Annotated in this window: 19 protein-coding genes; 9 read left to right on the forward strand and 10 right to left on the reverse strand. The window is 39.5% G+C overall.

All coding sequences use genetic code 11. From position 1 onward, the window contains the following. Nucleotides 1-19: 19 nt before the first annotated feature. The 3 genes from QNI15_RS17425 to QNI15_RS17435 all read left to right on the forward strand — a co-directional run bounded on the left by QNI15_RS17425 (nucleotide 20) and on the right by QNI15_RS17435 (nucleotide 3,349). A complete protein-coding gene (locus tag QNI15_RS17425; RefSeq protein WP_314032768.1) occupies nucleotides 20-1,618 on the forward strand; it encodes a HEAT repeat domain-containing protein in 1,599 nt (532 codons plus the stop codon). Nucleotides 1,619-1,731: 113 nt separating this feature from the next. Further along, nucleotides 1,732-2,403, forward strand: a complete 672-nt coding sequence (locus tag QNI15_RS17430; protein WP_313995865.1) for a hypothetical protein — start codon at nucleotides 1,732-1,734, stop codon at nucleotides 2,401-2,403. A gap of 193 nt (nucleotides 2,404-2,596) precedes the next feature. Continuing rightward, complete coding sequence (locus tag QNI15_RS17435) at nucleotides 2,597-3,349, forward strand: MBL fold metallo-hydrolase (protein WP_314032769.1); 753 nt, start codon at nucleotides 2,597-2,599, stop codon at nucleotides 3,347-3,349. A gap of 73 nt (nucleotides 3,350-3,422) precedes the next feature. On the opposite strand, the gene QNI15_RS17440 is transcribed toward QNI15_RS17435, so the two are convergent. The 5 genes from QNI15_RS17440 to QNI15_RS17460 all read right to left on the reverse strand — a co-directional run bounded on the left by QNI15_RS17440 (nucleotide 3,423) and on the right by QNI15_RS17460 (nucleotide 11,835). Continuing rightward, nucleotides 3,423-4,280: an endonuclease/exonuclease/phosphatase family protein gene (locus tag QNI15_RS17440; protein ID WP_314032770.1), complete on the reverse strand. Its 858-nt coding sequence runs from the start codon at nucleotides 4,278-4,280 to the stop codon at nucleotides 3,423-3,425. 188 nt (nucleotides 4,281-4,468) lie between these two features. Beyond that, nucleotides 4,469-6,250 (reverse strand): RagB/SusD family nutrient uptake outer membrane protein, encoded by a 1,782-nt coding sequence (locus QNI15_RS17445; RefSeq protein ID WP_314032771.1) that lies wholly within the window; start codon nucleotides 6,248-6,250, stop codon nucleotides 4,469-4,471. A 64-nt stretch (nucleotides 6,251-6,314) separates the two neighbouring features. Beyond that, nucleotides 6,315-9,869 carry a SusC/RagA family TonB-linked outer membrane protein gene (locus tag QNI15_RS17450; protein WP_314032772.1) on the reverse strand — a complete coding sequence of 1,185 codons (3,555 nt, stop codon included), beginning with the start codon at nucleotides 9,867-9,869 and terminating at the stop codon, nucleotides 6,315-6,317. 217 nt (nucleotides 9,870-10,086) lie between these two features. Further along, nucleotides 10,087-11,055, reverse strand: coding sequence for a FecR family protein (locus tag QNI15_RS17455; protein WP_314032774.1), 969 nt, complete (start codon nucleotides 11,053-11,055; stop codon nucleotides 10,087-10,089). 195 nt (nucleotides 11,056-11,250) lie between these two features. Then, nucleotides 11,251-11,835 (reverse strand): RNA polymerase sigma factor, encoded by a 585-nt coding sequence (locus tag QNI15_RS17460; RefSeq protein ID WP_314032776.1) that lies wholly within the window; start codon nucleotides 11,833-11,835, stop codon nucleotides 11,251-11,253. Between the two features lie 529 nt (nucleotides 11,836-12,364). Here QNI15_RS17460 and QNI15_RS17465 point away from each other — a divergent pair. From QNI15_RS17465 to QNI15_RS17485, 5 genes are all read left to right on the forward strand, one after another. Next, nucleotides 12,365-12,700, forward strand: coding sequence for a hypothetical protein (locus tag QNI15_RS17465; RefSeq protein WP_314032777.1), 336 nt, complete (start codon nucleotides 12,365-12,367; stop codon nucleotides 12,698-12,700). Nucleotides 12,701-13,307: 607 nt separating this feature from the next. Next, nucleotides 13,308-14,021, forward strand: coding sequence for a hypothetical protein (locus tag QNI15_RS17470; RefSeq protein ID WP_314032778.1), 714 nt, complete (start codon nucleotides 13,308-13,310; stop codon nucleotides 14,019-14,021). Between the two features lie 218 nt (nucleotides 14,022-14,239). Then, entirely contained in the window at nucleotides 14,240-14,872 is a 633-nt protein-coding gene (locus QNI15_RS17475; RefSeq protein ID WP_314032779.1) for a LysE family translocator, read from the forward strand. A gap of 126 nt (nucleotides 14,873-14,998) precedes the next feature. Continuing rightward, nucleotides 14,999-16,198: an acyltransferase family protein gene (locus QNI15_RS17480; RefSeq protein WP_314032780.1), complete on the forward strand. Its 1,200-nt coding sequence runs from the start codon at nucleotides 14,999-15,001 to the stop codon at nucleotides 16,196-16,198. 145 nt (nucleotides 16,199-16,343) lie between these two features. After that, nucleotides 16,344-17,075: a 3-keto-disaccharide hydrolase gene (locus QNI15_RS17485; protein WP_314032781.1), complete on the forward strand. Its 732-nt coding sequence runs from the start codon at nucleotides 16,344-16,346 to the stop codon at nucleotides 17,073-17,075. Nucleotides 17,076-17,215: 140 nt separating this feature from the next. On the opposite strand, the gene QNI15_RS17490 is transcribed toward QNI15_RS17485, so the two are convergent. The 5 genes from QNI15_RS17490 to QNI15_RS17510 all read right to left on the reverse strand — a co-directional run bounded on the left by QNI15_RS17490 (nucleotide 17,216) and on the right by QNI15_RS17510 (nucleotide 22,184). After that, complete coding sequence (locus QNI15_RS17490; protein ID WP_314032782.1) at nucleotides 17,216-18,610, reverse strand: sensor histidine kinase; 1,395 nt, start codon at nucleotides 18,608-18,610, stop codon at nucleotides 17,216-17,218. 569 nt (nucleotides 18,611-19,179) lie between these two features. Further along, complete coding sequence (locus QNI15_RS17495; protein WP_313995904.1) at nucleotides 19,180-19,980, reverse strand: DUF4344 domain-containing metallopeptidase; 801 nt, start codon at nucleotides 19,978-19,980, stop codon at nucleotides 19,180-19,182. Nucleotides 19,981-20,042: 62 nt separating this feature from the next. After that, nucleotides 20,043-20,750, reverse strand: a complete 708-nt coding sequence (locus QNI15_RS17500) for a DUF6683 family protein (protein ID WP_313995907.1) — start codon at nucleotides 20,748-20,750, stop codon at nucleotides 20,043-20,045. 52 nt (nucleotides 20,751-20,802) lie between these two features. Beyond that, nucleotides 20,803-21,516 (reverse strand): hypothetical protein, encoded by a 714-nt coding sequence (locus QNI15_RS17505; protein WP_313995910.1) that lies wholly within the window; start codon nucleotides 21,514-21,516, stop codon nucleotides 20,803-20,805. Nucleotides 21,517-21,599: 83 nt separating this feature from the next. Continuing rightward, nucleotides 21,600-22,184, reverse strand: a complete 585-nt coding sequence (locus QNI15_RS17510) for a hypothetical protein (protein ID WP_313995912.1) — start codon at nucleotides 22,182-22,184, stop codon at nucleotides 21,600-21,602. 240 nt (nucleotides 22,185-22,424) lie between these two features. Between QNI15_RS17510 and QNI15_RS17515 the strand changes: the two genes are divergently transcribed. Next, nucleotides 22,425-24,605, forward strand: a complete 2,181-nt coding sequence (locus QNI15_RS17515; protein ID WP_314032783.1) for a tetratricopeptide repeat-containing sensor histidine kinase — start codon at nucleotides 22,425-22,427, stop codon at nucleotides 24,603-24,605. Nucleotides 24,606-24,665: the final 60 nt, after the last annotated feature.

Raw genomic sequence — 24,665 nt, forward strand, 5'->3', positions numbered from 1 at the left:
CTACATAGTATAACTTGTAATGAAAGGACGCTACGATTTCTCTCATTGTACACACATACTGAGTGACTCTACTGCTTCTATTGAACAGAAGCTTCAATGTCTTGACACTTACAAGGAAAAAGGATCCATTCATCATATAGGATTTTTATTTCCATTGTTGAAAAGCAAATCTTTAAAGGTGCCATTCCTATCGGTTCAACCCTCAGAGTTTCAAGTAAAAGTAGCCAACGTAATTAAGCATATACTTCAGAGACAAAAGATTACTGCTGGCTCTTATGAGTTTCTGAGATACCTATACATTTTACCTGCTGATATTAATAAATATAAATGCGGTTTTCCGACAGAAAGCTATCACGCCTTGCTGATGCTTGCAAGTATGAATTGTGATGGATATGTAAGAGAAGCTGCTGTTAGAGAATTAGTATTAACAAAGCAACCCGAGGCCATTCCCTATATTTTACTTCGGTTGGGAGATTGGGTGGGCCAAGTACGGAATGCTGCAAACAGTGCTATTCAGTCTTTTAAAGAAGAGCAATTTGCCTATCATCTTCTACATAATATGTCTCTGATTGAATGGCTTCTAAAGGTGGAAAAAGTAAAATATTCAGCCATTCATACAGAACTTATCCAGTTTCTTCTTTCACAAGAATATACTTTTGAATGGCACAAAAAAATTCAGCGAATACCTGACCACGCACGGGTGATTTATATAAACCATCTGTTACAATCAGGAAAACTCACTCCTGAAATTGCTCACCGGATTCTTACAGACAAAAGCCATTTGGTTCGATTGGCACTCTTAAAAAATATTCATTTGCTTGAAGAATCTCTACACAAAGATTTACTGAAAGCATTTTTATATGATACTTCCTCAGAGGTAAGATCCACAGCTTTAGAAAGAATTGGAACGTTTAAAAATGAATTAAGGCCTGACATATGGTCATTGATTGCTGATACATCTGCAACTGTACAGCAGTTTGCCCGATACGAGTTAAAAAATGCAGATGTATCCTTTCCCCAAATCTACAGACAGCAGATTCATAGACAACACCAGTTAACTGGTAGTCTGTTGGGTTTATCTGAGACGGGTACGAAGGAAGATATAGGTGTTTGTGAATTGTATCTGCAACATGAATCATCTAGTGTACAACTTGCCAGTTTGATTGCTATTTCAAAACTAGATGCACAGATAGCCAGAAAATATGCCTTACAATTCTTATCACATCCATCCGGTAAGCTTAGAAAACGAAGTATTGAAATATTAGCGGGGTATGTAAATAATGATATACTAACATATGCAAGAGAGTTGTTTCTATCTGGGAATGAAATATATCGAAAGACTATTCTTTTGTTGTTCTCAAAAGAAGGTGGATGGAGAGTTTTAGGTGACCTGCTCACAGGCCTGATGGATAAAGACATCATTGTTCAAAAACAGACTTGGGTGTATCTTGATAAGTGGGTAAGAAAAGCTAGTACATTATATGCAGTAGCTGATCCAGTAGATTTAGAAAGGGCCAGAGGTATATATCAGTCTTTTAATACTTCAAAACTAGAGGTGACTTCTCAGAGAGAACAAATCTGGGAAAGGCTACATTTTTACTTGTGGCGACAGATATGAGTTAGCATCATAACTGTAATTTTTGTCGTAAAATACCTCTTTAATATTGTTTAAACGAGTTGATTTTTGTATCTTTAAAAGATCTAACAACAAACAAAAATCAACATTTTTACATGCCTCGTTACCATACAAATTCAACAGCCATTCGTAAATTCAGATCAGAATATTATCGTCTGAGAGCCTATAAAGCACGTCTTAATGAGCAACTACATCATATGCTCAAACGCATTAAGCAGATTGAAGAAGACGAAAAACTTTCTCTTGCCAAACATATACTTCTGACAAAATTACTAGCTCACGCAGACCAACAAAAAGCTGAACTCGAGGCTCAAGCTGTCTCCAAGCAAAGAGATAAACAACTCAAAAAAGCAGAAAAAGAGTTGAAGGAGTTGCGTGTGCAATACAAACGCAATGACCTTCATCTGGTTGTATTGGATAGAAAGAAGGACAAAGACAACATGGCTAACTATATCCTCAAAGAAGCCAAACGTGACCAGGTAACAGTCCGTATCCAATCTGCTTATACTTCCTGGAAGAAACTCGAACAACTTCAGGCTGAAGAGCAACAATCTCAGGCTGTGTATGAAGCACAGGTTATAGAGTTGGTAAAAGCCTCTTTATCTGAGCCTCAAACTGTAGACAACCTTACTATACAAAGGCTCTCAGATACATTTGTGATTACCGCTTCCAACACTTTACATCTGGTATCTTATAATACCCTACAGGTACTTTCTGGCGATGCCAAAGTCTGGCTGTTCTGTCCGGGACAAATAGCAGCCGCTTAATCTTCCAATTTATACTAAATTCTACATTTTGTGTATTGCAGGCTTTGCAATGCTTGCTACTGCTTTACCCGTTTATCATCAGCTTTTCATATTTGAAAGATATTTTTGAGCTTTTGACCATTTGTGTGATACCTTTGCTTATGTAAGGTGTAGCCTGACTATATCCATCCTAATCCCTTAGTTTCACTTTGTCATGAAAATTCAACTTATCCGTAATGCTACACTTAAATTTTACTATGGCGGTAATACCTTTCTCATTGATCCCTACTTTGCATCAAAACATAGCCAGCGTTCTTTTGCCGGTAAATCCCCAAATCCAACAGTAGAGTTACCCGTTTCAGTAGAGGATATTTTGAGTGGGGTAGAAATGGTACTTGTCTCACACCTGCATCCGGATCATTTTGATGAAACTGCACAGCTCGCTTTACCCAAAGAATTACCTCTGTTTTGCCATCCTACACATTTGAATACCATTCTTGGTATGAACTTTACCCGCATTACGTCAGTAGAGGATCAGCTGTACTGGCGCAATCTGGAGATCATACGTACTCCCGGTGAACATGGAGTAGGAGAGATTGGCCAGCGGATGGGTGATGTGGCAGGCTTTATACTAAAGGCTGCTGGTGAGCCTACTATTTATTGGATGGGGGATACAATCTGGTACTCAAAGCTGGAAGAAGTTATTGAGACGCATAAGCCACATATTATCATTACCCATTCTGGTGGCAATCGTTTTTCGGATGATACACCTGCTATTGTAATGGATAAAGAACAGACTATAGACCTTTGTAAATTTGCTCCTGATAGTATCGTTATCGCTACCCATCTTGAGGCATTGGATCATGGTAGTGTAACTCGTGACGAACTACAAGTCTATGCTGAGAAACAGGGAGTACCTGCTTCTCAATTACGTATCCCTGCAGATGGAGAACTGCTGGAGTTTTAAAACTATAGGAAGAACCAAACAAAAGGAGGCAGCCTAATACAGGCTGCCTCCTTTTGTTTAATTTTGAGAAGAGTTATTTCAATCTCATTTTTACCAGAATAGGAAAATGATCAGATGGATACTTACCCCGATAGGTGTCCGTCAAAACTCCCCACTTGCTTACCTGAAAATCTTTGGTAGCAAATACATGGTCAATAATATCATTTCCTACCGGACCTTTTCCAAATGAGTTAAAGGAAGGATTGCCATTGGTATAAGGTTCTTTTACCTGGCTGAAAGTATCTTTTAATAAATCGGAGTTGGCCAGTGTCAGATACCATTCGCTTTGATGTCCGCCATTTAAGTCGCCAGTAAATAAGGTAGGTTCGTTACCTGCCATTTCTTTGATTTTTTTCAGAATCAGCTTGCCGCTTTCTACACGGGCAATTTTACCCTGATGGTCAAAATGGGCATTGAAGAAATAGAATTTCTTTTTGGTCAGTTTATCCTGAAGATATACCCATGAACAAAGACGCTTACAGCAGGTAGCATCCCATCCGAGGGTAGGCTTATCAGGTGTTTCAGACAACCAGAAATCTCCTTTTTTCAGTACGGTAAAACGATCTTTTTTGAAGAATATTGCAGAGTATTCACCCGCTTCCTTGCCATCATCGCGTCCTACACCATACCGTTCGTATTCAGGCAATGCTTTACTAATATCATCCAATTGATTTTTCAGACCTTCCTGTGTGCCAAAGATATCAAATTCATGAAACCGGATCAGCGAAGCTACGACAGGGGCTCTGTTTACCCATAGATTACCTGTATCTCTTGGGTTGTCAAAGCGAAGATTAAAGCTTCCCACAATCATATCCTGAGCCCAGCTATTTTCTGTTCCTGTCAGCATTAGGAGAAATAAAATGAATAAGGTAATATGTTTTCTTGAATTCATAAATTGTAACTTAAAATTAAACTTATATAGGTTGTGATCGGAAATTATACTATGAAGTTTGTTGTAAGGTAAATCTGTTTTAGATAAAACAGTAGCAAAACATATTGAAAAGATGGAGTAATTATCTGCAATAAGAAAAAATCCGTCCATCTGCAGAATCAGTGATGGACGGATTGATTAATGAGTTATTACCAGCCTGGATTCTGACCCAGAGCAGGATTCAGAAGCCGGTCATTTTCAGGAATAGGATACAGATAGTGTTTGGTTTCCCATTTGCGAGGCACATTCGCCAGCCAGGTAAGTTCGCCATAGGTGTCATGGGAGAGACGCTGTGGATTGGGGCCATTGCTGATTGTCTCTGCTACATTCACATACGTAACTCCTGCAATCTGTGTAGCGGGTTTCTCTTTGTAGAAACATACATCCAGAATACCATCTTCATTCAGATCCATAGGTTGATTCAACGCAGGTACATAGAAACCATTCCATGTTTGCTCCATCAGTTTACCAAGTTTCCAACGTACAAGGTCATAAAAGCGGAAACCTTCCAGAGCTAACTCAATACCTCTTTCTCTACGGATTTCCATTAAAACTGGGTCCATAATATCAGGGAAATAGTTTTGTTCCAGATACGGATCTATGGTAGTCGGTAATGAGTTTGCGTTTGCAAGGCCAGCTCTTGTTCTCAGGGCTCCAATAGTTGTTGTCCAGTCGGCAGTTGTGAAATCAATACCAAATGACTTCAGTTCGGCTTTGGCTTCTGCGTAGTTCAGCAACACTTCTGCCAGACGAATCACACAGATAGAGTTGATGTTGCGACTTCCTCCATCATAATACACATCATCCAGCGTCCACTTGATCGGTTGATACCCTGTATAGGTATAGGAGAAAACAGGAGGCGCAGGTTCAGTAGAACCACCATTTACTCGTTTGTAATCGCCCATACGGATGGTTTGTTGCAGGCGCTTGTCTCTGTTCTTTACCTCTTCCATAAACGTCATGGTTTCATACCCTGGTTTGGAGGTAAAGGGTGTACCATCACTAGACAGATACGTATTGACAAACGTACGGATAAAGCTTACACGAGATCCATAGGTTGCACTGGTCCACCACCAGTTGGCATCATTGAATACACTCAGGTTAGCATCCATTACAACAGAAAGCAACACTTCTGATGTGACAGGCGTAGTACTTGTAAACAGCTGACGGTACGATTTATCTGTGCCAAGACCATTGTAAAGCGAGTAACCTCCCGTGTTTATTACTTTCTCTGCTGCATTTACTGCTTCTGTCAGCCATTTTTCAGAGGTAGATGCCAGATTCAATTCATCATGGTATTTGCGATAGGTTCCTTCAAACAAACACACGCGGGATTTAAATGCATAGGCAACATTTTTGGAGATCAGACTACGTGAGTTGTCATTGGCGGCTGTGATATTGGCTGCTGCATAGTCAAGATCAGCCAGTACTGAATCCATTACCAATGTACGGGAATCACGACCTTTGAACAAGTCAGGATCATTTACCTGAAAGGTTTTGTTGATCCAGGGTACATCTCCAAAACGTTTTACTTTGTCAAAATAGAACCAGGCTCTGAAGAAACGTGCAATACCAATGTAGTTGCGTCTGGCTGTTTCAGAAACACGTGGGTCTGTACAGTTTTCAATGAAATAATTTACATTTCGCAATTGTTCCCAATTCCATCCGGAACTTTGTCTGGGACCAAAAGCACCTTCACGCAAAAAGTCAGGTACTTGAGTACGGGCTGCATAATCAGACATTTCATCACTCCGATGAATGTCGCCTGCCGTAGGAAGTATATCATAAAATGAATTAGTATAGAGCATGAGACCCGTCTCATTTCCAAAAATAGCGTCTCTGGTGGCTGTGGATTCGGGTACCTGATCCAGTTTTTCGCAAGCGGAAAAAAGGATGGTTAGGCCAAGAAGTATTATTATATATTTTTTCATGAATACAAAGGATTGATAAACTTGAATAAGGATAAATCTATAACCGAGGCTATTCACCTATTCCTTAGAAGGTAACAGAGAGTCCCATTGACATGCTTTTCAGAATAGGATAGTTGTTTCCATTTCCTGTTTTTCCATCAGTCAATACACGGTCAGAGCCATTGATACTTTCTACATCGATATCTCGGGTGAGCTTATACAAGGGAGACCATGTCCAGATATTTTCAGCAGACAGATAAATCCGTGCATTGCTCATGTGTGCTCTTTTGATGAGTTCCTGAGGGAAGTTATAGCCGATCTGAAGGTTTTTAAGGCGTACATAGGCTACATTTTGCAGGTATTTGGTTTGAGTTTGTGTCAACTCGCCAGACCCATTCTGAGCTACATATCCTCTTAATCTTGGGAAGTATGTATTAGGATTTTCTTCTGACCAGATCTGATCCAGCTGGTATTTAGGTATTCTGTTATAGGGTCTGTTGTAAGGACCCCAGAAGAGAGCTGCTTCCGTACCTGGATACCAATCCTGTTTGGCTACACCCTGGAAGAAGGCCGAAAAGAAAAATCCATTCCAGTCAGCACCCAGATTTACACCATATGTATAACGTGGAGTCGCATTACCAATTACTTTGCGGTCACCCGGATTGTCAACTGTATTGTCACCGTTGTTGATTACATTATCCTCATTCAGGTTCTTAAACTTGATATCGCCTGGAAGTGTCTTGCCACTGGTTGATGCCTTATACAATGTTTGTGCTGCTGAGTTTTTGATGTCTTCATCTGATTTGAAGAATCCATCTGTTACAAATCCCCAGATCTCACCTACTGTCTGACCTGCATAGTAATCTGTCAGCCTTTTCTTAGGGTTATTGTATTTGGTGACTTTACTGGTATAATCAGCAATTACAAACCGGATATTGTAGTTAAAAGGCTTGTTACGGACTTTGAATTGATCGTTCCAGGCAATAGATGCTTCCCATCCTGTTGTTCTCATATCTGCATAGTTTCCTTTAGGTACATCGATATCTACAATGGGTGTATTGGTTCCAAACACAGCAGGGAGTGTCATACCCACAGTAAACATATTAGTTGTCTTTCGAATATAAGCGTCTGCTGTCACATTCAGATGGTTAGATAGTAACCCCAGATTGATCCCCAGGTTTTGTGTGTTAGCTGTTTCCCATGTTAGTCCATCCGGTAAAATTGTTGGTTGACTGGTTTGCTGAGGTTTTACTCCATTTAAGACACGTTGGGATTGTTTGATGTTAAATTTTTCCTGAAATGAATACGAATCTATAGCTCCATTTCCCAATGAACCATAGGAAGCCCGAATTTTCAGATCTGAAATAATTCTTTCAGGAACTGTCCAGAACGCTTCTTTACTCACCCGCCATCCTGCTGATACAGAAGGGAAGAAGGCATACCGCTGACTGGAAGGGAACTTGGATGAACCATCATAGCGGCCATTAAACTCTACCAGGTATTTGTCTTTGAACCCATAGTTTAACCGATAGAAACCTCCCATAACAGCCCACTGATCATACCCTCCTGAGGTAGTGATTGATTGACCCAGAGCGAGGTTAAGGTCTGTTGCATCCGGAGATACTAGTCCATTGCGTACTATTTCGAGCCGTTTATAGGTGGATTGTTCGTAATTAAATCCGACCAGGGCTTTTACATAGTGGTTACCAAAGAAGTTCTCGTACTCACTGTAAATATTGGTAGCCATGTACTTGGTATTGCGTTGCAGTACCTGCAAGTCATTGGTGTTAGTTCCTACATACTCAATTACTCCCGGTTTGCGGCTGTAGGGAACCTGTACGCGTCTGCGATTCTCATCATTGTCGGTATTCTGGAAGGTAAAATCACCCTTGATGCGTAACTTGTTCTCAAAGAAGTGACTGCTTAAGCTTGTCGTATTCCGGATTACAGTGCGGTTCATGTCGATACCGTTTTTACCATATACAAAATCTCCCACTGTATAAGCCGCAGAATAGGTGAGGGTACCATCCGGGTTAAACATAGGAGCCATGTTATGACCTTCGTCTGAAATGTTCCGCCAGATGCTGCCACCTTCCCCAACGTTTAGCGGGTTGTGATACTTGATAGACGAATAGTCAACATTGTTTGTCGCATCCAGCCAGGATGTTAGCTGTAAAGATCCTTTGGCGCGGAGATTATACATTTTGTAATCATCCGAGTTGTAACGGAACAATCCATCTTGTGTATAAGCTCTTCCGGATACGTAGAAGTCACTTTTGTCATTGCCACCAGAGAACGAAATGTTATGTTCGGTAGACGTTGTATGCTTTTTGTAAAGTTCCTTGTACCAGTCTGTATTCGCATAGTAGACGTATTCTCCATTTGAGTTTACCTCTACCTGAGGAAGACTGGGATCTTTGGAATGTCTCTCTAACTCCGCCAGATAATCCTGTGAAAATTTTACTGTTTTGTTGATGTTCTGGGGGGTCTGAGAGTAATCATTCCAGGCTGACCACGCTTCATTAAACAGCTTGGCAAACTGATAACCGTCTGTAACCAGATCAGGCACTGTAGTAGGAGATCTGAATGCATGATTGACAGAGTAGGTGATATTGGTACGTTCTTTATTGGCTTTTTTAGTAGTGAATAAGACTACACCAAATGCACCACGAGCTCCATAAATAGCACAAGAGGCTGCGTCTTTCAGTACAGTAACACTGGCAATGTCGTTGGGGTTAAGCCGGCTCGGATCACCTTCTACACCATCTACCAGTACTAAAGCATTACCACCCTGACCGATGGAAGTGGTACCACGTATGTTGAAAGGCGGTGATTGAATTGGTTTGCCATCTTGTGGAATAATGTTCAGGTTCGGAATAACTCCCTGTAGTCCTTGTGTAACGTTAGACACAGAACGATTTTCCAGGGCTTTACCATCTACCTGTTCCACAGACCCTGTCAGGTCGCGTTTCTTGATAGAACTATAACCCACTACCACCACATTTTCCAGTGATTGTATGTTAGGTACCATCGTTACATTGATCACAGTTTTGCTGGCCACAGGAACTTCTTCTGTGTTATAGCCTATGAAAGAGAATACCAGAATACCATTCTCATCGGAAACAGTGACACTGTAATTTCCTTGAGCATCACTGATGCTACCTGTAGTAGTTCCTTTGACACTAACACTGACACCTGGCAAGGGCTGACCTTTTTCATCAGTTACTTTTCCTGTAACAGTGCCTTGAGGCTTATTGGCAGATGTGCCTGTACTTTTTGGTTTTTCTTTGATAAAAATATACGAGTCCGAAGATTCGTAGATAACATAATAAGGCTTAAGCAAATCATCCAGAATGTTCCGTAGTTTCCGGTTCTCGTAGTTTACCGATACCTTTTTATCAGCTGGTAACAAACTGGGAGAATAAATAAACTCACAATTTGCTTTTTCGCTGAGTATGGTCAGGCTTTGGCGAAGTGTTACATTTTTTAAAGAGATTGAAATGGTATTATCCAATATGTTCTGACTGGTAGCTTTGGCATAGGAGGCAGTGGTAGTGAACTGCAACAGCACGGCAAACAGAGCTGCATATCTCATAAAATATATGGAATATACGAACCCTCGTTTTTGGGATTTTTTCATATTTTTGGGTTTGTTTTCAGGTTAAACTGAACACGAAAGGTCTCTTGGTTATTTCTTTGATGTGTGATAAGGAATACATAAAAACCGGGGATTATCAGACCGGAGATGCTCGCAACATCTTCGGTTTTTATCCAGCGTTACGGGTAGACGTAGAGTTTGACTGTTACATAGGCAATAGAATGGATTGTTTGTTTGACAGTGGTTTAATGTATAGGCATTATTGACAGGTGTTTCCTTTGATGATAATCTGATTTCCAACTTTCTTGTATCGGGCTCCCAGATACAGACATATCTTCTCCACGATTCGCGGTAACGGCTCGTTTTTAAACCGGGCATTTAGTTTACACTGACTCAGTTCCTTATTCTCCAGCTGTATCGTTACATTGTATTTCCGGTTTAGGATCTGAATAATTTCCGGTAGAGTTTTGTCTTCAAACACCAGATTACCCTCCATCCAGGCTGTATAATCTTCCAGTTGTGGTACCTGGGTCTGAGTTAGTAGATGTTCTTTTATAGAATAGCTGGCTTTCTGATTAGGTGTTAGGAATACAGTTTGCATACTATCTCCAACCTGTACTTTTCCGGTACGTACCGCAACCTCAATCTGCGAATCATCCTTGTAGGCCTTTACATTGAAACTGGTACCCAGAACCCGTGTATTGATCTTTCCTGAAGTGATCACAAAAGGCTTTTTAGGGTCTTTGGTTACTTCAAAAAAGGCTTCCCCCTCCAGATACACCTGCCGAATATTTCCTGAAAAGGACTTGGGTACTCTGATTCGGGTATCTGCATTCATATATACCAGTGACTTATCTGATAACTGAATCACCTTCTGACGGCCCGGAGGATTGTATATCTCCATATAGGCAACAGAAGTTTTCAGAAAATGACCTTTGCCGATCCATATCCCTACTCCGGCAGCCAGGGCTACCAGTAAAATAACAGAGGCAACTCGCCATATGGGAAATTGTCTGACAGGTAACGCAATAATATTCTCTTCTTCTTTAATGGCTGTATCAATTCGCTCCTTAAGGCTGGTTTTGATTCGTATTTCTTCGGTTGTTGATAGATCTTCAGAATGTGTATGCAGCGAATCAAGCCAATATTCTACCCATTCTTTTTCATCGTCTGTGCATTGGCCAAGTTTGTATTTCGTAATCAGGTTTTTTATTTCTTCAGGAGTCACTGTGATGGTATTGTGATGTCAGAGAATAGTGCGTTTACCATGAGGTGACGGGCGAGAATCCAAATGGTACTATGCGAAGTGAAGATTTTTTTGAAAAAAATTAAAATAGGTAAAATGAAACAAATATAGACCTGTATTTGAGGGCTATAGGAGTAGGAGTAAGGAGTAATAGTATATTGTCAGGTTATCTGATACTTAGGAAATCCAGATACAGAATAGAAGAATAGATACAATATAATCACTCAGACTTAAGCGAAGTCTTCTTAAGGCACCTGTAAGTTGATTTTTTACAGTCTGCTGAGATAAGTCCAGTTGTTCCGAGATTTCGGCAATGGATTGATCCTGGCGTCGGCTCAGTTCAAATATCTCCTTCATACGGGAGGGCATGCTGGCCAGAGATGTATCCAGCAAAGAATAGATCTCACTTTCAGCTATTTTTTCGGCAGTTGATTCCCGAAAAGGGAGAGTGGCGGTTTTCAGTGACGCCAGATAATCTTCCCGTGTATAGGTAGCAGCTATATGATCCAGTATTTTATTTTTCAGACTTTTGAACAGATAACCGGAAAGAGAAGTAGTAATAAGCAACGTATCTCTTTTGGTCCAAAGCTTTACAAAGATATCCTGTGTGATATCCAGTGCTTCATCCTCAGAGCGTAGTTTGTTGCGGGCAAACAAGTATAGGTTTTTCCAATAGCGGTCGTATATCTCGTTAAACGCTTTTTCGTTTCCGGCTCGTAATTCCCGCAGGAGTTCTTCTTCGTCAGCAGAAAGATAAGACATAGCTTGTGTAAAAATTCTTTCTGCAAAAATAGATTTCTGAAAAGACAAGCTTATTAAGCCAGTGTTAAATGAAAAAAAAGCTTAGGAAATATATTGTACTATACAGAGAAGTGTGAGGGTTTATCAAATTAGCAAAGATGGCTTATATCTGACAAAATTTTCAGAACCCAAAAGTTTGTACTTTAGCTCTTCTGTGAAGTCCTATTATGTAAGAGAGGATGGAAAACGAATAAGTTTATCTTTTCGTGATGTAATTCCGTCTAACACACATAAAGACTCATGTGATTTTATATTGAATAAAAGGTATACGGTTGGTTTTGGTAGTAGAAGTCATACAGAATATACTTATATCAGCTTTATTGTTGCAAATCAAGCGAATGCAGATTCTTTATATAGCTTAAGTGAAATGCAGCATATCCCAGACTTAATGCAGACAATAACCATGAGGGGAAATAAAATTACATTTGGTACCCTAAAAAAGGCCTTTTTTGCTGGATTCTTATTTATAGTGCTCAGCTATTTTCTAACCATGCTTTACCAACTCCTATATTTTAAAGCAATCCGAAATGATGGGAAAGAATGGATTTTAGTACCTATTGCAACTACCTATACGTATTGTGTTATATCTATAGTAACATGCTTATCTGTGTTTGTTATATGGACACTAAGCAATCCGGATAGATGCAGAGCCATAGTATTACTTAGTCAACCCATACTGTTGTTATGTCTCGTAATAGGTGGTTTTTATATCGGACAGAATAGCACACATTTCGAACAGAATAGTCCAGAATGTATAATTTTGGTGACTGTTCTTTTGGCTCAAACATCCGCATCCGCTTTTTTGTATTATCTGTTTGAAGGTTGAGCCATTCCGGTTTACCCATAGATAAATTACTTGGTTTAAATTTCTCTTCTCAGACAATGTCTTTTTTTCACTTGCTAAAAAATACCAGCTTTTTCAGAATTATTGTTTTACTACATTCTGTGATATCGTTGATGTATTGGTTTGCAGATGAGGTATCTAAGTATGGAAAGTTTATAGAAGCGCTTGGTTTTTATTCTTTGATATTAACAGTTTATGTTACCTGTATATATGTAAATCCAGATTCAATCTCAACGAGAATATCTTTTCTGGTAGTAGCAAATACTGTGGGAGTTTGTATGTTATTTCTTTTTTACGATTTCCTGTCCGGATTTAATCCTCTCATAACTTTCATAATAGATGCTCCGTTTGTTCTTTTATTTGTAGCCTATATTTTGTTGACTTTTTGGGAGATTGCAAAGTGTACTTCCAGATCGTTTTTGTTCATACTTCTTATTTTTTCGTTTTTACCTTTTACTGTTTGGTTTGTGCTTAAACTCAGAGAAGAGGCTGATAATGTTAAGGATAAAAGTTTATGAAAATATCTATACTACTATTTGCACTGCTATTTTTGAGCTTGGTGTACTCCTGTGCATCTCATAAAAGTGATATGTCCTCGCATACCTCTCAATCCAATGTTGCATTGAATCAAAATTCTGATTCACTTATAGTAGCTAAATATAGACTAGCACTAATAAGAGGATATATGGAAGATGATTCTCTGGTAACAGAATCTGAGATGGATAGTATTTTACAGGAAATGAGAATCAGTCTATCCAGTGGAGAAGTATTTTATGCTCCTGACAGTACTTTTAAAATCTATGTTATAGAAGGCGAATCATGTGGAGGTTATTGCAATCCTTTATGGAGTTCATACATTCATTATAATCTAAAAAGTAAGCAGGTTATAAAAGAAGCTGATTTCACTAGTATTACGTCAATACATAAACTTCCTGATGAGAAATATGTAATAATGGAACATAGTTACGGACGACCTGCATCTGTAATGAGTGTTGTATGCAATCATGCAAGAGTTATCTCTTTTCAAAATGACTCCATTTTAACACACTCAATAGGTAATAATTCAGAAGGTAAATTTGAGTTTTGCCAGCAAAATACAGTTCAACTTGAAGAGGAGCCTTATATCCGGTATGATCTGAAAAGCAAACGTTTAACCTATCTCTATGGCAATAATTATGGTTATAGCCATGACCTTGATATAGACACAATTAGACAAGGCCAATTCCAATATGTTAATGGAAAGTTTATCCTAGAAAAGGAAACAATCACCGTTAATGACAGAAGTCAAACAGAGGATAAATGAAAACGTGAGCATACCATTAACTAATACGATAACTGTGGGTTTTGCGACTGGGGTAGTCCTAAAATCGGGATACATAGCATATGAATGATTTTTGAAAACAGGTGAACGAAAATATAGCGTGATCAGAGAAATACTTATCGGTTTCAAAAGAAAGATGCTTACTTTGTGCTTTTACTAATTGTCTGCATTATGCAGACTAGAGCATCAAAATTCATCACATGATTGGAATCGACAACTTCCTGGTTTTTAGTATCACAGCCCTCATTTTTATAATGACCCCCGGCATTGATACCATTTTCATATTAAACAAATCAATCAGTCAGGGCAAACGGGCCGGCATATTTTCTACAATCGGCACTAACAGTGGCGTACTCTTGCATACACTTTTTGCTGCCTTAGGTTTATCCCTTATTGTGGCGCAATCTGCTCTTGCTTTTTCTCTGGTTAAGTATGCAGGTGCTCTTTATTTACTATTTCTTGGTATATCGGCACTTCGATCCAGAGATAAGAAAATGGATTTTGATAAGAAAGAGCCTGTCAAGGAAAGCGACTGGAAAAACTTTCGTACTGGGTTTATGACCAATATTCTGAATCCAAAAGTTGCCTTGTTTTTTCTCTCTTTCTTTCCACAGTTTATAAAGAAAGAGTACATTGAGTCACCTGTTCCTTTTATTATCCTGGGATGTACCTGTGCCTTGCTGGGTATGATATGGTTTCTGACTCTCACATTTTTTTCTGCTTTATTCTCTCAAAGACTGAAAAATAACCCTGGATTTAATCAATACCTGAACAAAGCATCCGGGATGGTGTATGTAGGTATGGGAATAAAAGTTGCCATAACAGAAAAATAGAGTTTTAGTACCAGCAGATATAGGCTACACTCTGTAAGTCAGATCTGCTGGTCGAGCGTTTGCGCCAGATAGTTAGACCGGCTAGTTTCAGAGAAAAATGTAAGTGATTGTTACCAGGATATATCCATGAAAGCAGATACTCTACCTCCTTCAAACACTAGTTTTTCAGATTCTAAAAGCCATTATGAAATATTGGATGCGTTGCGTGGTGTAGCTGCCATTACGGTGGTTGTATTTCATATCCTTGAAGCCTTCTCATTCGGAGATCATCAGAAGCAAATCATTAATCATGGATATCTGGCCGTTGATTTTTTCTTTCTCCTATCAGGCTTTGTGATCTCACATGCCTACGACGACCGATGGAATACAATGACCTGGCAAGATTTCTTTAAGCGACGCTTGGTCCGGCTTCATCCAATGATCATTATGGGGATGATCATTGGAGCAATCGGATTTCTATCCTATACTTTTCCGGAAGTATATCCGCTGAGCCGTGATGTTTCTTTTGGGAGGGTTATGTTGGTTATGCTGATCGGGTTTACCTTATTGCCATTACCTCTTTCAATGGATATAAGAGGTTGGATAGAGATGCACCCTCTCAACGGACCTGCCTGGTCTCTCTTCTTTGAATATCTCGCCAATATTTTGTATGCTTTCCTGCTGAGAAAACTCTCCAATACAGTTTTGGCTGTGCTGGTAGCTCTGGCTGGGTTTGCTTTGGTGCATTGGGCGGTTACAGGGCCCAGTGGAGATCTCATTGGAGGCTGGTCACTAGATCCGCTACAATTTCGAATTGGCCTCACTCGTCTGCTTTTTCCATTTCTGGCAGGCATCCTGTTAGCCAGAGCTTCTAAGCCCGGATACATCAAAAATGCATTTGTATGGTGTAGCCTCTTGCTTATTGTTGTACTCGCTTTTCCTCGTGTGGGTGGAGATCGGCTGTGGCTAAACGGTATCTATGACTCACTCGCTGTAATTGTTGTATTTCCTGTGATAATCTATATGGGTGCCAGTGGTACTATTGAAGGAAAAGGTTTGTTACGTATCGGTAGATTTCTGGGGGATATTTCTTATCCGATCTATATCATTCACTATCCGCTGATCTATATCTTCACAGGCTGGGTTATTGAAGATAAAATACCTCTGGCAGAAGCCTGGCCTATTGGATTGCTTGTGTTAGTCGCTTCTTTGTTTATTGCTTATGGTAGTTTAAAATGGTATGATATACCTGTGCGAAAATGGCTGACAGAACGATTTATGAAGAAAAATAAGAAGGCCACAACGAATGCTTCCGGATTGCCTACAACCTCAAATCAAAATGGCTAAGTAGATACTGAATTTGTTAGTACGTAGAATATTTCTCATGTAGATACATTAATACCAGAATATATTTACTTTGAAAAAATATTGCTTTTCCATTTTATTTTATCACCATTGCAATCATATTGTTTGTAGAAATTTTAATGAATGTATGAAAAAAACACTGACTAAACTCCTGGCATATCTAGGTATTGCCACCATTGTACTCACTTCTTGTTCAGAGGAAAAAGTAGGCAATAACCAATTAACTGGAAAGGAAAAAGAAGAAGGGTGGGTTGTGTTGTTTGATGGAAAGACTACTGATGGATGGCACTTATATAACAAAGGAAAGGTTCCTTCTGCCTGGATTGTACAGGGTGACGAGTTGTATTGTAAGCCTGATACCTTTGATATAGCACATGGAGATCTGATTTCAGATAAAGAATTCAAAAACTTTGATCTGAAGTTTGAGTGGAAAATATCAGAGGCTGGTAATAGTGGTGTATTTTTTAATGTGATTGAAAAAGATAGTCTGCCTACTGCTTGGTCTTCCGGTCCTGAATATCAATTGCTGGAGAATACCCATCCTGATTATGCCATGAATCCTGTGAAGAGAGCCGGTTGTTTATATGGTTTTGCCCCACAAAAGAATGCTGTAATCCCTTTGCCTGCCGGACAATGGAATCGATCAGAAATCAAACAGGTTGATGGCAAAGTAGAATTTTACCTGAATGATACACTAACAGCTCAGCAGGATCTGAATTCAGCAGAATGGAAAGCCATGATAGCTAATAGTAACTTTAAATTTTTTCCTGAGTTTGGAAAGTCGACCAAAGGACATATTGCCTTACAGGATTGGTCCAAAGGTATTGCCTTTCGGAATATTAAAATTAAGGAGTTATAAGTATCTCGGCAGATTGCTGATCGTATACTTAACCCCTGCTGTCTATATTTTAAAAACGGTAGGGATTGAGGTAGAAAGTCTGGTTTTTACTTCAACATGTGTTTACCAATAACATAGCAGAAGTAATGATACCTGTTTTATTATGCCGCAACACGGGGCAAAGAAATCGTAAATACACTGCCTTTGCCTACTTCACTATCGACAGAGATGGTTCCTTTGTGTTGCTGAACATATTGTTGTGTTAACAAAAGTCCCAATCCGCTACCTTTTTCTCCCTGTGTACCTAATGTGGTATGTTTCGAATCCAGATGGAATAGTTTATTCATGACATCTGGAGTCATACCAATACCCGTATCTGCAATGGCAAAAGAGATATTGTGCTCTTTCTGAATAGTATAGATACGAATGGTTCCTCCGGGAAGCGTAAATTTCATAGCATTGGATACCAGATTTCGTACAATAAGCTGGATCATGGCTTCATCTGCATATAAACTTACACTTGAATCTGTGTCATTCTTAAGTATAATCTGTTTCTGATCTGCCAGAGGGGTAGACCATTCCAGTACCTGTTGGGTTATCTGATACAAATTTACTTTCTGAGGTTCAAAACGAGTGTGTTGCATAGCGGCTCGTGACCATTCCAGCAGGTTATCCAGCAAATGAGCTGTTTGATCAACCGTATGTTTGGAAGCTTTTAAAAATGTCTGTTGCTCTTTTTCACTGAGTGGTCTATCTTCATTCGTCATCATATCGATAAGCATACGCACAGAATGTACGGGTCCTCGCAGATCATGCGCTATAATGGAAAAGAAACGATTTTTTTGTTCATTGAGCTCTTTTAGATGACGATTGAGCTTTTGATGGTTTTTGATGTATTTAAAGACAATAATCCCAATCTGAATACTAACCCAAATACTAGCCAGGGCCGATAAAATAATAATAATCTGAGAGCGATCAATGCTATTTTTAGCCCGATTGTGTCTGATCGTTAACAATGCTTGTTCATTTTTTTGAATTCTCTCCTGTGTTTGATAGATACCCTGCATGATTAATCGTGCTTTTTCCAGATGGGCAATTCTGGCCTGGGCATTGGGATATTGAAATTTCCCAGCTACATAAGCCATGGAGGTATCAAACACTCCCAGACGTTGTTGAATAAGGTTATCAAGTAACCGTGTATCTGCTTGTCTGGTAGGATTATCGGCTGTAAGTTTTAGGAGTTTATCTGTTTCAGAATGAATGGTTGAGACCAATTGAGGAAAATTCCTTACAAATTCTTTATTATGAGTGAGGGCATATCCTCTGACATTTCCTTCGCATTGATTGATGTGTTGCACTAGCCGATCAGTGACATTAATAACCTGATAGGTATGCTCTACCCATGTGAGATCGTAGTAGAGATTTTTGCTATGTCGGTAAGAATAGATAATAAATGCTGTCAGGAGCAACGTAGAGCAGGCTAAAGAGATTGTTAGCCAGTAAAATAGGGTGGAACGTTGGCCCAAAAAGCGAACGAAATAATTAAAACTTTGCACAGCCGGAAGACATAACAAATAGAAAATTGATTTTCAGGTCAAACAAAAATAAAAATTTGGCACTCTCTCAATCGTGTAATAAGAGTTTGATTCTTACATTGCTGATTCTAAGCTTATTTCATAACATTAGAACAAGAGTCATCCCGAATGTTGGATGTGAGTTTGTTTTACAAAACCAGCGTCTATTCTTTTAAAAAGTGTATAGACGCTGGTTAATTTTTGACAAATCACGCTTCCTTTATTTTCTCAGATCCCTATCCTTATTCAACTTGCAGCATGGTACTTTTTTGCTTGTCCAAAAAAGTACCCCAAAAAGGACACTTTTCTCCGATCCTCCTGCCCACTGGCCAAGGGCCAACCTCGCGGAGAAAAGATTGCCAGCGCACCTACACTGCCACTCACGATTGAAGTCAATGCAACTCTCTTTGTAGCTTATTTATTTTACTATGTATTCCGCTTCAAAGTCAAATCCTTTTCCTCAAAATTCGGGAGCACTCATATTTTCATAAGGTTATAAAAAAGGAGCTATATAACTAGCTCCCTCTTAATCCTAAGTAAAATACATTCTTTTATCGAATGTAGTCAGCAAGCGCTTCATTCCAGCGTTGGGTTTTTTCCTGGTAATCATATTCGCTTCGCTTGGCTCTTGCTTCGGGTAATAGACCTTGGGTTACCAGAAAACTATATTTGGCCGGATTGCTACCATAAATCAGGGAAACAATATTATAGTAGCGTTGAATATCCAGTGGATGCTCATCTGAATATTGAATTACATTAGTTCCAGGTTGTTGATTCTGATTCTGATAGTACATGGAGAAAAAAGTAATAGCTGCTATCAGTGCTTTGTCTCCCTGGCCTGTTTGTAGTAGTTGGAGAGTAGCAAACTCATCTGCTGCTTGTTCTTCATTCCCCAAAGCTGGTAGGCTAAGCAGATCAATGAACGCATGTCCGGTTTCGTGTAATGCAATAAACGTACTGATATTTTCAACTGCTTCGATCAGATCTTCATCACTTAGTGGCGTCATGTTGTAAAGTGCATTGGCAAAATAGGCAATTACCCAGTAGTCCATCGTAATGTTCTTCTCCTGTGGATTGTAATAGGCATTATACACTTTGAGATCTTTAAAAACGACAGGTAAGTTCTGTGGCATACGAATGCGTGAGCTCAGCGCATCTGATAATACTTCAAGATCTTTTCCTTCTTTCACAATCTGGAAAATGGCATCGCCCGTTGTGGTTTGCGCTGCTTCATAGCTGACAACGATTTTATGTCGGGCATCTACTGTATCTTTTTCAAGTAGTGCACAGGATTGCAGGCTGAAGATCAGCAGTGTGATCCATACAGCATGTTGTAGTTGTTTGTATGACATAAAGGATAAGTAAAAATATACATAGCATAGAAAGGGAGGGCAATAGCCTGTTTTGAAACAGGCTATTGAGGCATCGAAAATTCAGTTCCCATAAGGGATTTGTAAAAAGCCAGACCTTGTTGTTTCATTTGTTCCTGTGTTTTGGCATCCTTATCCTGTCTGGCTTGTTCATATAGCATATAGTTAACCAGTTGTGGGCCAACAAATGCCTCATAGATCAATTGACGTTGTTGATTAGATGTCTTCTGAAATTGTGCGTTTTTTGCCAGGCTCTGATTGATGACAGCTGCCATATCCAGTATCTGCTGATCTTCCAGATGTTTTCCGGAAGAAAGTGCATAAGTAGTTTCCATGAAAAAAGCTACTGCAAGTCCCAGATTAGCTGGGTTTTGTTTTTTCTCACGAGCTACCTTTTCGTATTGTGTTAATCCCGCTTCCAGCAACTGGCTGTATACCTGTAGTCCCTTTTTTTGTTCTTCACTGGTACCTGCTTTAGCCTTGACCATTTCAATAAACAAACGCTTGCCAGTTGGTTGAAACAGCACGGGTTTTACATTGGCTAAGTCAGTTTGTTTCTTTTGTGATTTGGTGTCAGTTTCACTATAGGCCTTCTGCATTTGCTGCATGTTTATGGTATTTGTCTGGATAAACATAGACATATTGGTATAGTCACGTATATCACTAGCCCATTCAGACGAACCGAAATATTGAGCCTGACACAACCCAGTTGTGATCAGGCATAAGCATAGAGCAATGATTTTGTGTTTCATAGCAATAGTTGAAAGAGGTTGGGAATGTAAAAGTGGTAGGAGAGTGATACTATTATTTATCGAGGACATATACCCGATCACCCACTCCGAAAACAGTTTTGGAATCCGGATAAAAGTAAAAGAACTTTATTTCTTTTGTTCCATTATGGAAGGTATACTCAATGCTATAGCCATTGAGTTTATAGGTTCCGGCTTTAGCTTGATTGCTATAGGCAGTTACACCGGTATTGCCACCACCACTAGTGGACTCATAGGTGAATCTGGAACCATCAAAAGATAGGTTCTTCGCATTTACAATCATAATATCACCACCCAATGCCGTATTGCCACCTCCACTGATTGAATTATATGATCCTGTGATCATTTCGTTCTTTCCTGCCGGTAGTGCTTTGTGCCAGGATTTGTCATCCCATGTCTCTGAATCCCCTTTATTCCAGGCAATGGTAATGGTACTGCCAGATTTTTTCCAGGTGCCCCATTCTTTGGGTTCCTGTTGTTTGGATTGTGCTACATCCAGTTTTTCAGGACTGGTAGCCATGTTTTTGTATACGCTGCCATCTGTAAAGAACAGATAGGGATTATAGACAGGATAGATGCCTCCACCAACACCTGCCTCATATTCAAGATGTATATAAATACCATCTACATTACTTATACCTGCAATGGTTTCTGATGCGTTGACCTCACTGTCTCTTCGACAGCCTGCAGAACTAACTAGTATACCAATACATAGCATACTGAATAGAAAAATGATTTTCGTTTTCATAGATATGTTGTTTGGGTTTGTAAATAATACAGAGTGTAATCCTTATCTCTGCCTGTTGGTCAGAGATAAGGATATGTCCTAGATCAGGATTCAGCTATGCCAAGGATCAGACATACCAATCCGGCAATCATAAACAACAATCCTACAATGGCTATGATAAACAGGAAGAGAAAACCTGCCCCCAACAGAATAAGACCAATGAGTGTTAGTTTATTCAAAGCCTGAGCAGCAAGTGAAGATTGATCTTCTGTAGCCTCCAGAAACTGATCTGGGTTTTCGATACCTGATTTTTGTAACCTCTTCTCCATCTTCCGCATGGCAATTTTTGCTGCGGTTTTCTGGAGCTTTGTGGGTTCTTTTACCTGACCATTTTCTGCAGCTTCTGCTTGTTTGGCCAGTGCCTGGTTTAGTTTTTCAAGCTTACGGGCTTGCTTTTTGGTTGAATTCTCCGGAATTGCTATTTGTGGAACAGTTTTGTTTTTCTTTGGAGATGCTGTTAGTGTTTTTTCTGTAGAAGCAGTTTCTGGTAATGTTGATTCCAATGTCATTTGGGCTCCCTGTGCTGGTTGTAAAGAGTCTGCAGCTATATTTTGAGCTATACAAAGATTTGTCAGGAAAGCAGATCCCAGAATCAAAATGCCTTTCAACGTTTTGTGCGATTTTTTCATGTGTTTTGGCTGATTGTGTTTGTATTATGATTATAAATGGCAGAGATGTTTTTTACTACTCTCTGAGGCTTGTGTACTACAGTCATTTACTCCTGAATACCAATGCCGTTTGTTGATTACAAATTTCCTTGATTGTCACATGCAAAACCATCGCTGAAAACCTGTGTTTTTCTCTACTGGTTTTCCAGTATTTTGTATAAAATCGATACAAGATTGGTTTGATTGCTGTAACTTGAACCCATGAAATCAGGAGTATATATCGTTTTGGCTATCTGTTGCTGCTTCCTGCAGAAGGGCTATGGACAAACTTTACCCTGTCTGGCAGAGGTAGAAAAATATGCTCAGGCAGGTATGACCAATACCAAAGAAACACTGCCTCAGATCAAAGTCTTTTATGAAAATCATCAGAAAGATTTTCCTGTACCCTGTGTGATACAGCTTGAGTATACAATTGGATTTCTGGAATTACAGAATCTGCGTATTGATTCAGCCGATAGATATATGAATCGCTTTCTGGAGCATTCTTTACAAACAGGAAACGATTCTACTGTGGTAGAAGGCTATCTGTGGTATAGCACTTTCATGCGAATTACCAATCGATATGAGCAAGCCCATAAATGGCTGGATTCAACCCAATCGTATTTAAAAAGGAAACAAATTGAAGATAAATACCTGAATGGTAAATACTATACGGCAAAAGCTGATTATCTGAATCTGGTGACTCATGATGTAAAAGGAGCGGAGAGGTATTATATGCTGTCATTGGAGACTCGTAAGACAGCACATGGATGTGATGAATGTCATGTGACATTAAATAACCTGGGGTATATGTTTATGAATGAAGGATATCTTCAGAAAGCTGCCCACTACTTCTATCAGTCACTGCTTGCGACAGAAAAGATTACCAAGAGTGATGAGGAGAAAAAATATCTTCAGTCCAATACCATGTTGAACTTGAGTTTTTGTTACCGGATGCTACACCGCCCGACTGAGGCTATTGAGTATGCGCAGCAGGTGTTTGATAATTCCCGCAAGATAGAAAGCAATACATTTTTATTGCGGAGCTATCGTCATCTGGCAGCAGCCCTGATGGAAAACAAACAATATGATAAAGCATTAAAGTTATTAAAAGAAGCAGAAAAGATATGCCTTCGTTTTAAACAGAAAGATGAGATGGGATATACCTATCGCTATCTGGGTGAGTTGTATGCTTTATATCTGAACAACGAAACAGAGGGCAAATGGTATCTGGAGAAAAGCAAAGCATTGATTGAGGAAATTCAGGATTCTGACTCCTATCACCTGCATAATTATTCATTGGGGAGGTTTTACCTACATGAAAAAAACTATCCGGAAGCATTGAGGTTACTAACGCTTAGCCTGGAACAGGGTCGTAAGGTACATGATAGAGTGTATGAGCCGGTTATACTGGAGTTGTTATACAAAGCCTGGCAACAGGAAGGAAATTATTCAAAAGCCTTAGGCTATTATACACAGTTTGTACAGTTACGGGATAGCATTGCCAGTGATGAAACACAACTAAAGTTAAAAGAATTAGAAAAAAAGTATGACGAGCAGGTAAATCAACTGGTTATTAACAAACTTCAGAATACCAATCAGAACCAGAAAGCAGAGCTGGATCGTAAAGAACGAACTATCCTGTTCATATTAGGAATCGGTTTTCTTGTCAGTGCCATACTGTTTCTATTGTATACTACACAGAAAAGTAAGAAACGTATAGCACAACAAAAAGAGCAACTGGCTGCGCAGCAGTTGAGAGAGTTACAGCAGCAAAAACAGCTGGAAATTTATACAGCCATGCTGAACGGACAGGAAACTGAACGATCCCGATTGGCTCGTGATTTACATGATGGATTGGGTGGGATGCTGGCTGGTACCAAACTGTACTTGTCACAAATCAATCAGAAGGTTATGAACGGACAAGCTGTTTATTTGCAGACTGCGGTAGTTCAGATTGATAACTCTATGCAGGAGTTACGACGGATTGCCCGAAATATGATGCCGGAAACGTTAGTGAAGTTTGGACTGAAAACAGCTTTGCGGGATCTTTGTGAAAGCTTACAGAATAGCCAGTTGCAGATTCGATGTCAAACAATGGGGCTTTCTTCGGATCTTTCTAAGTCTATTCAGCTCACTATTTATCGGGTGATTCAGGAATTGATTACAAATGCCATCAAACATGCCAATGCCCAGCAGATTCTGGTGCAATGTTTGCAAAATGAAGGCAGCATCCATATTACGATTGAAGATGATGGACAGGGATTTGACACAGCTTCCATAAAGGGGAATGGAGTAGGTTTATCGAATGTCAGGAATCGGGTTGAATATCTGAATGGAAGACTGGAAATTCAATCAGAACCTGGTGTAGGAACTACTGTGACTGTAGAGATACCTGTTTGATGTAGAACAGATTTGTCAGCTAGATTATTGTATTATATTCTTTACTAATCAATTATTGGA

This window comes from Xanthocytophaga flava (assembly GCF_030068545.1).
Taxonomy (GTDB): Bacteria; Bacteroidota; Bacteroidia; order Cytophagales; family 172606-1; genus Xanthocytophaga; species Xanthocytophaga flava.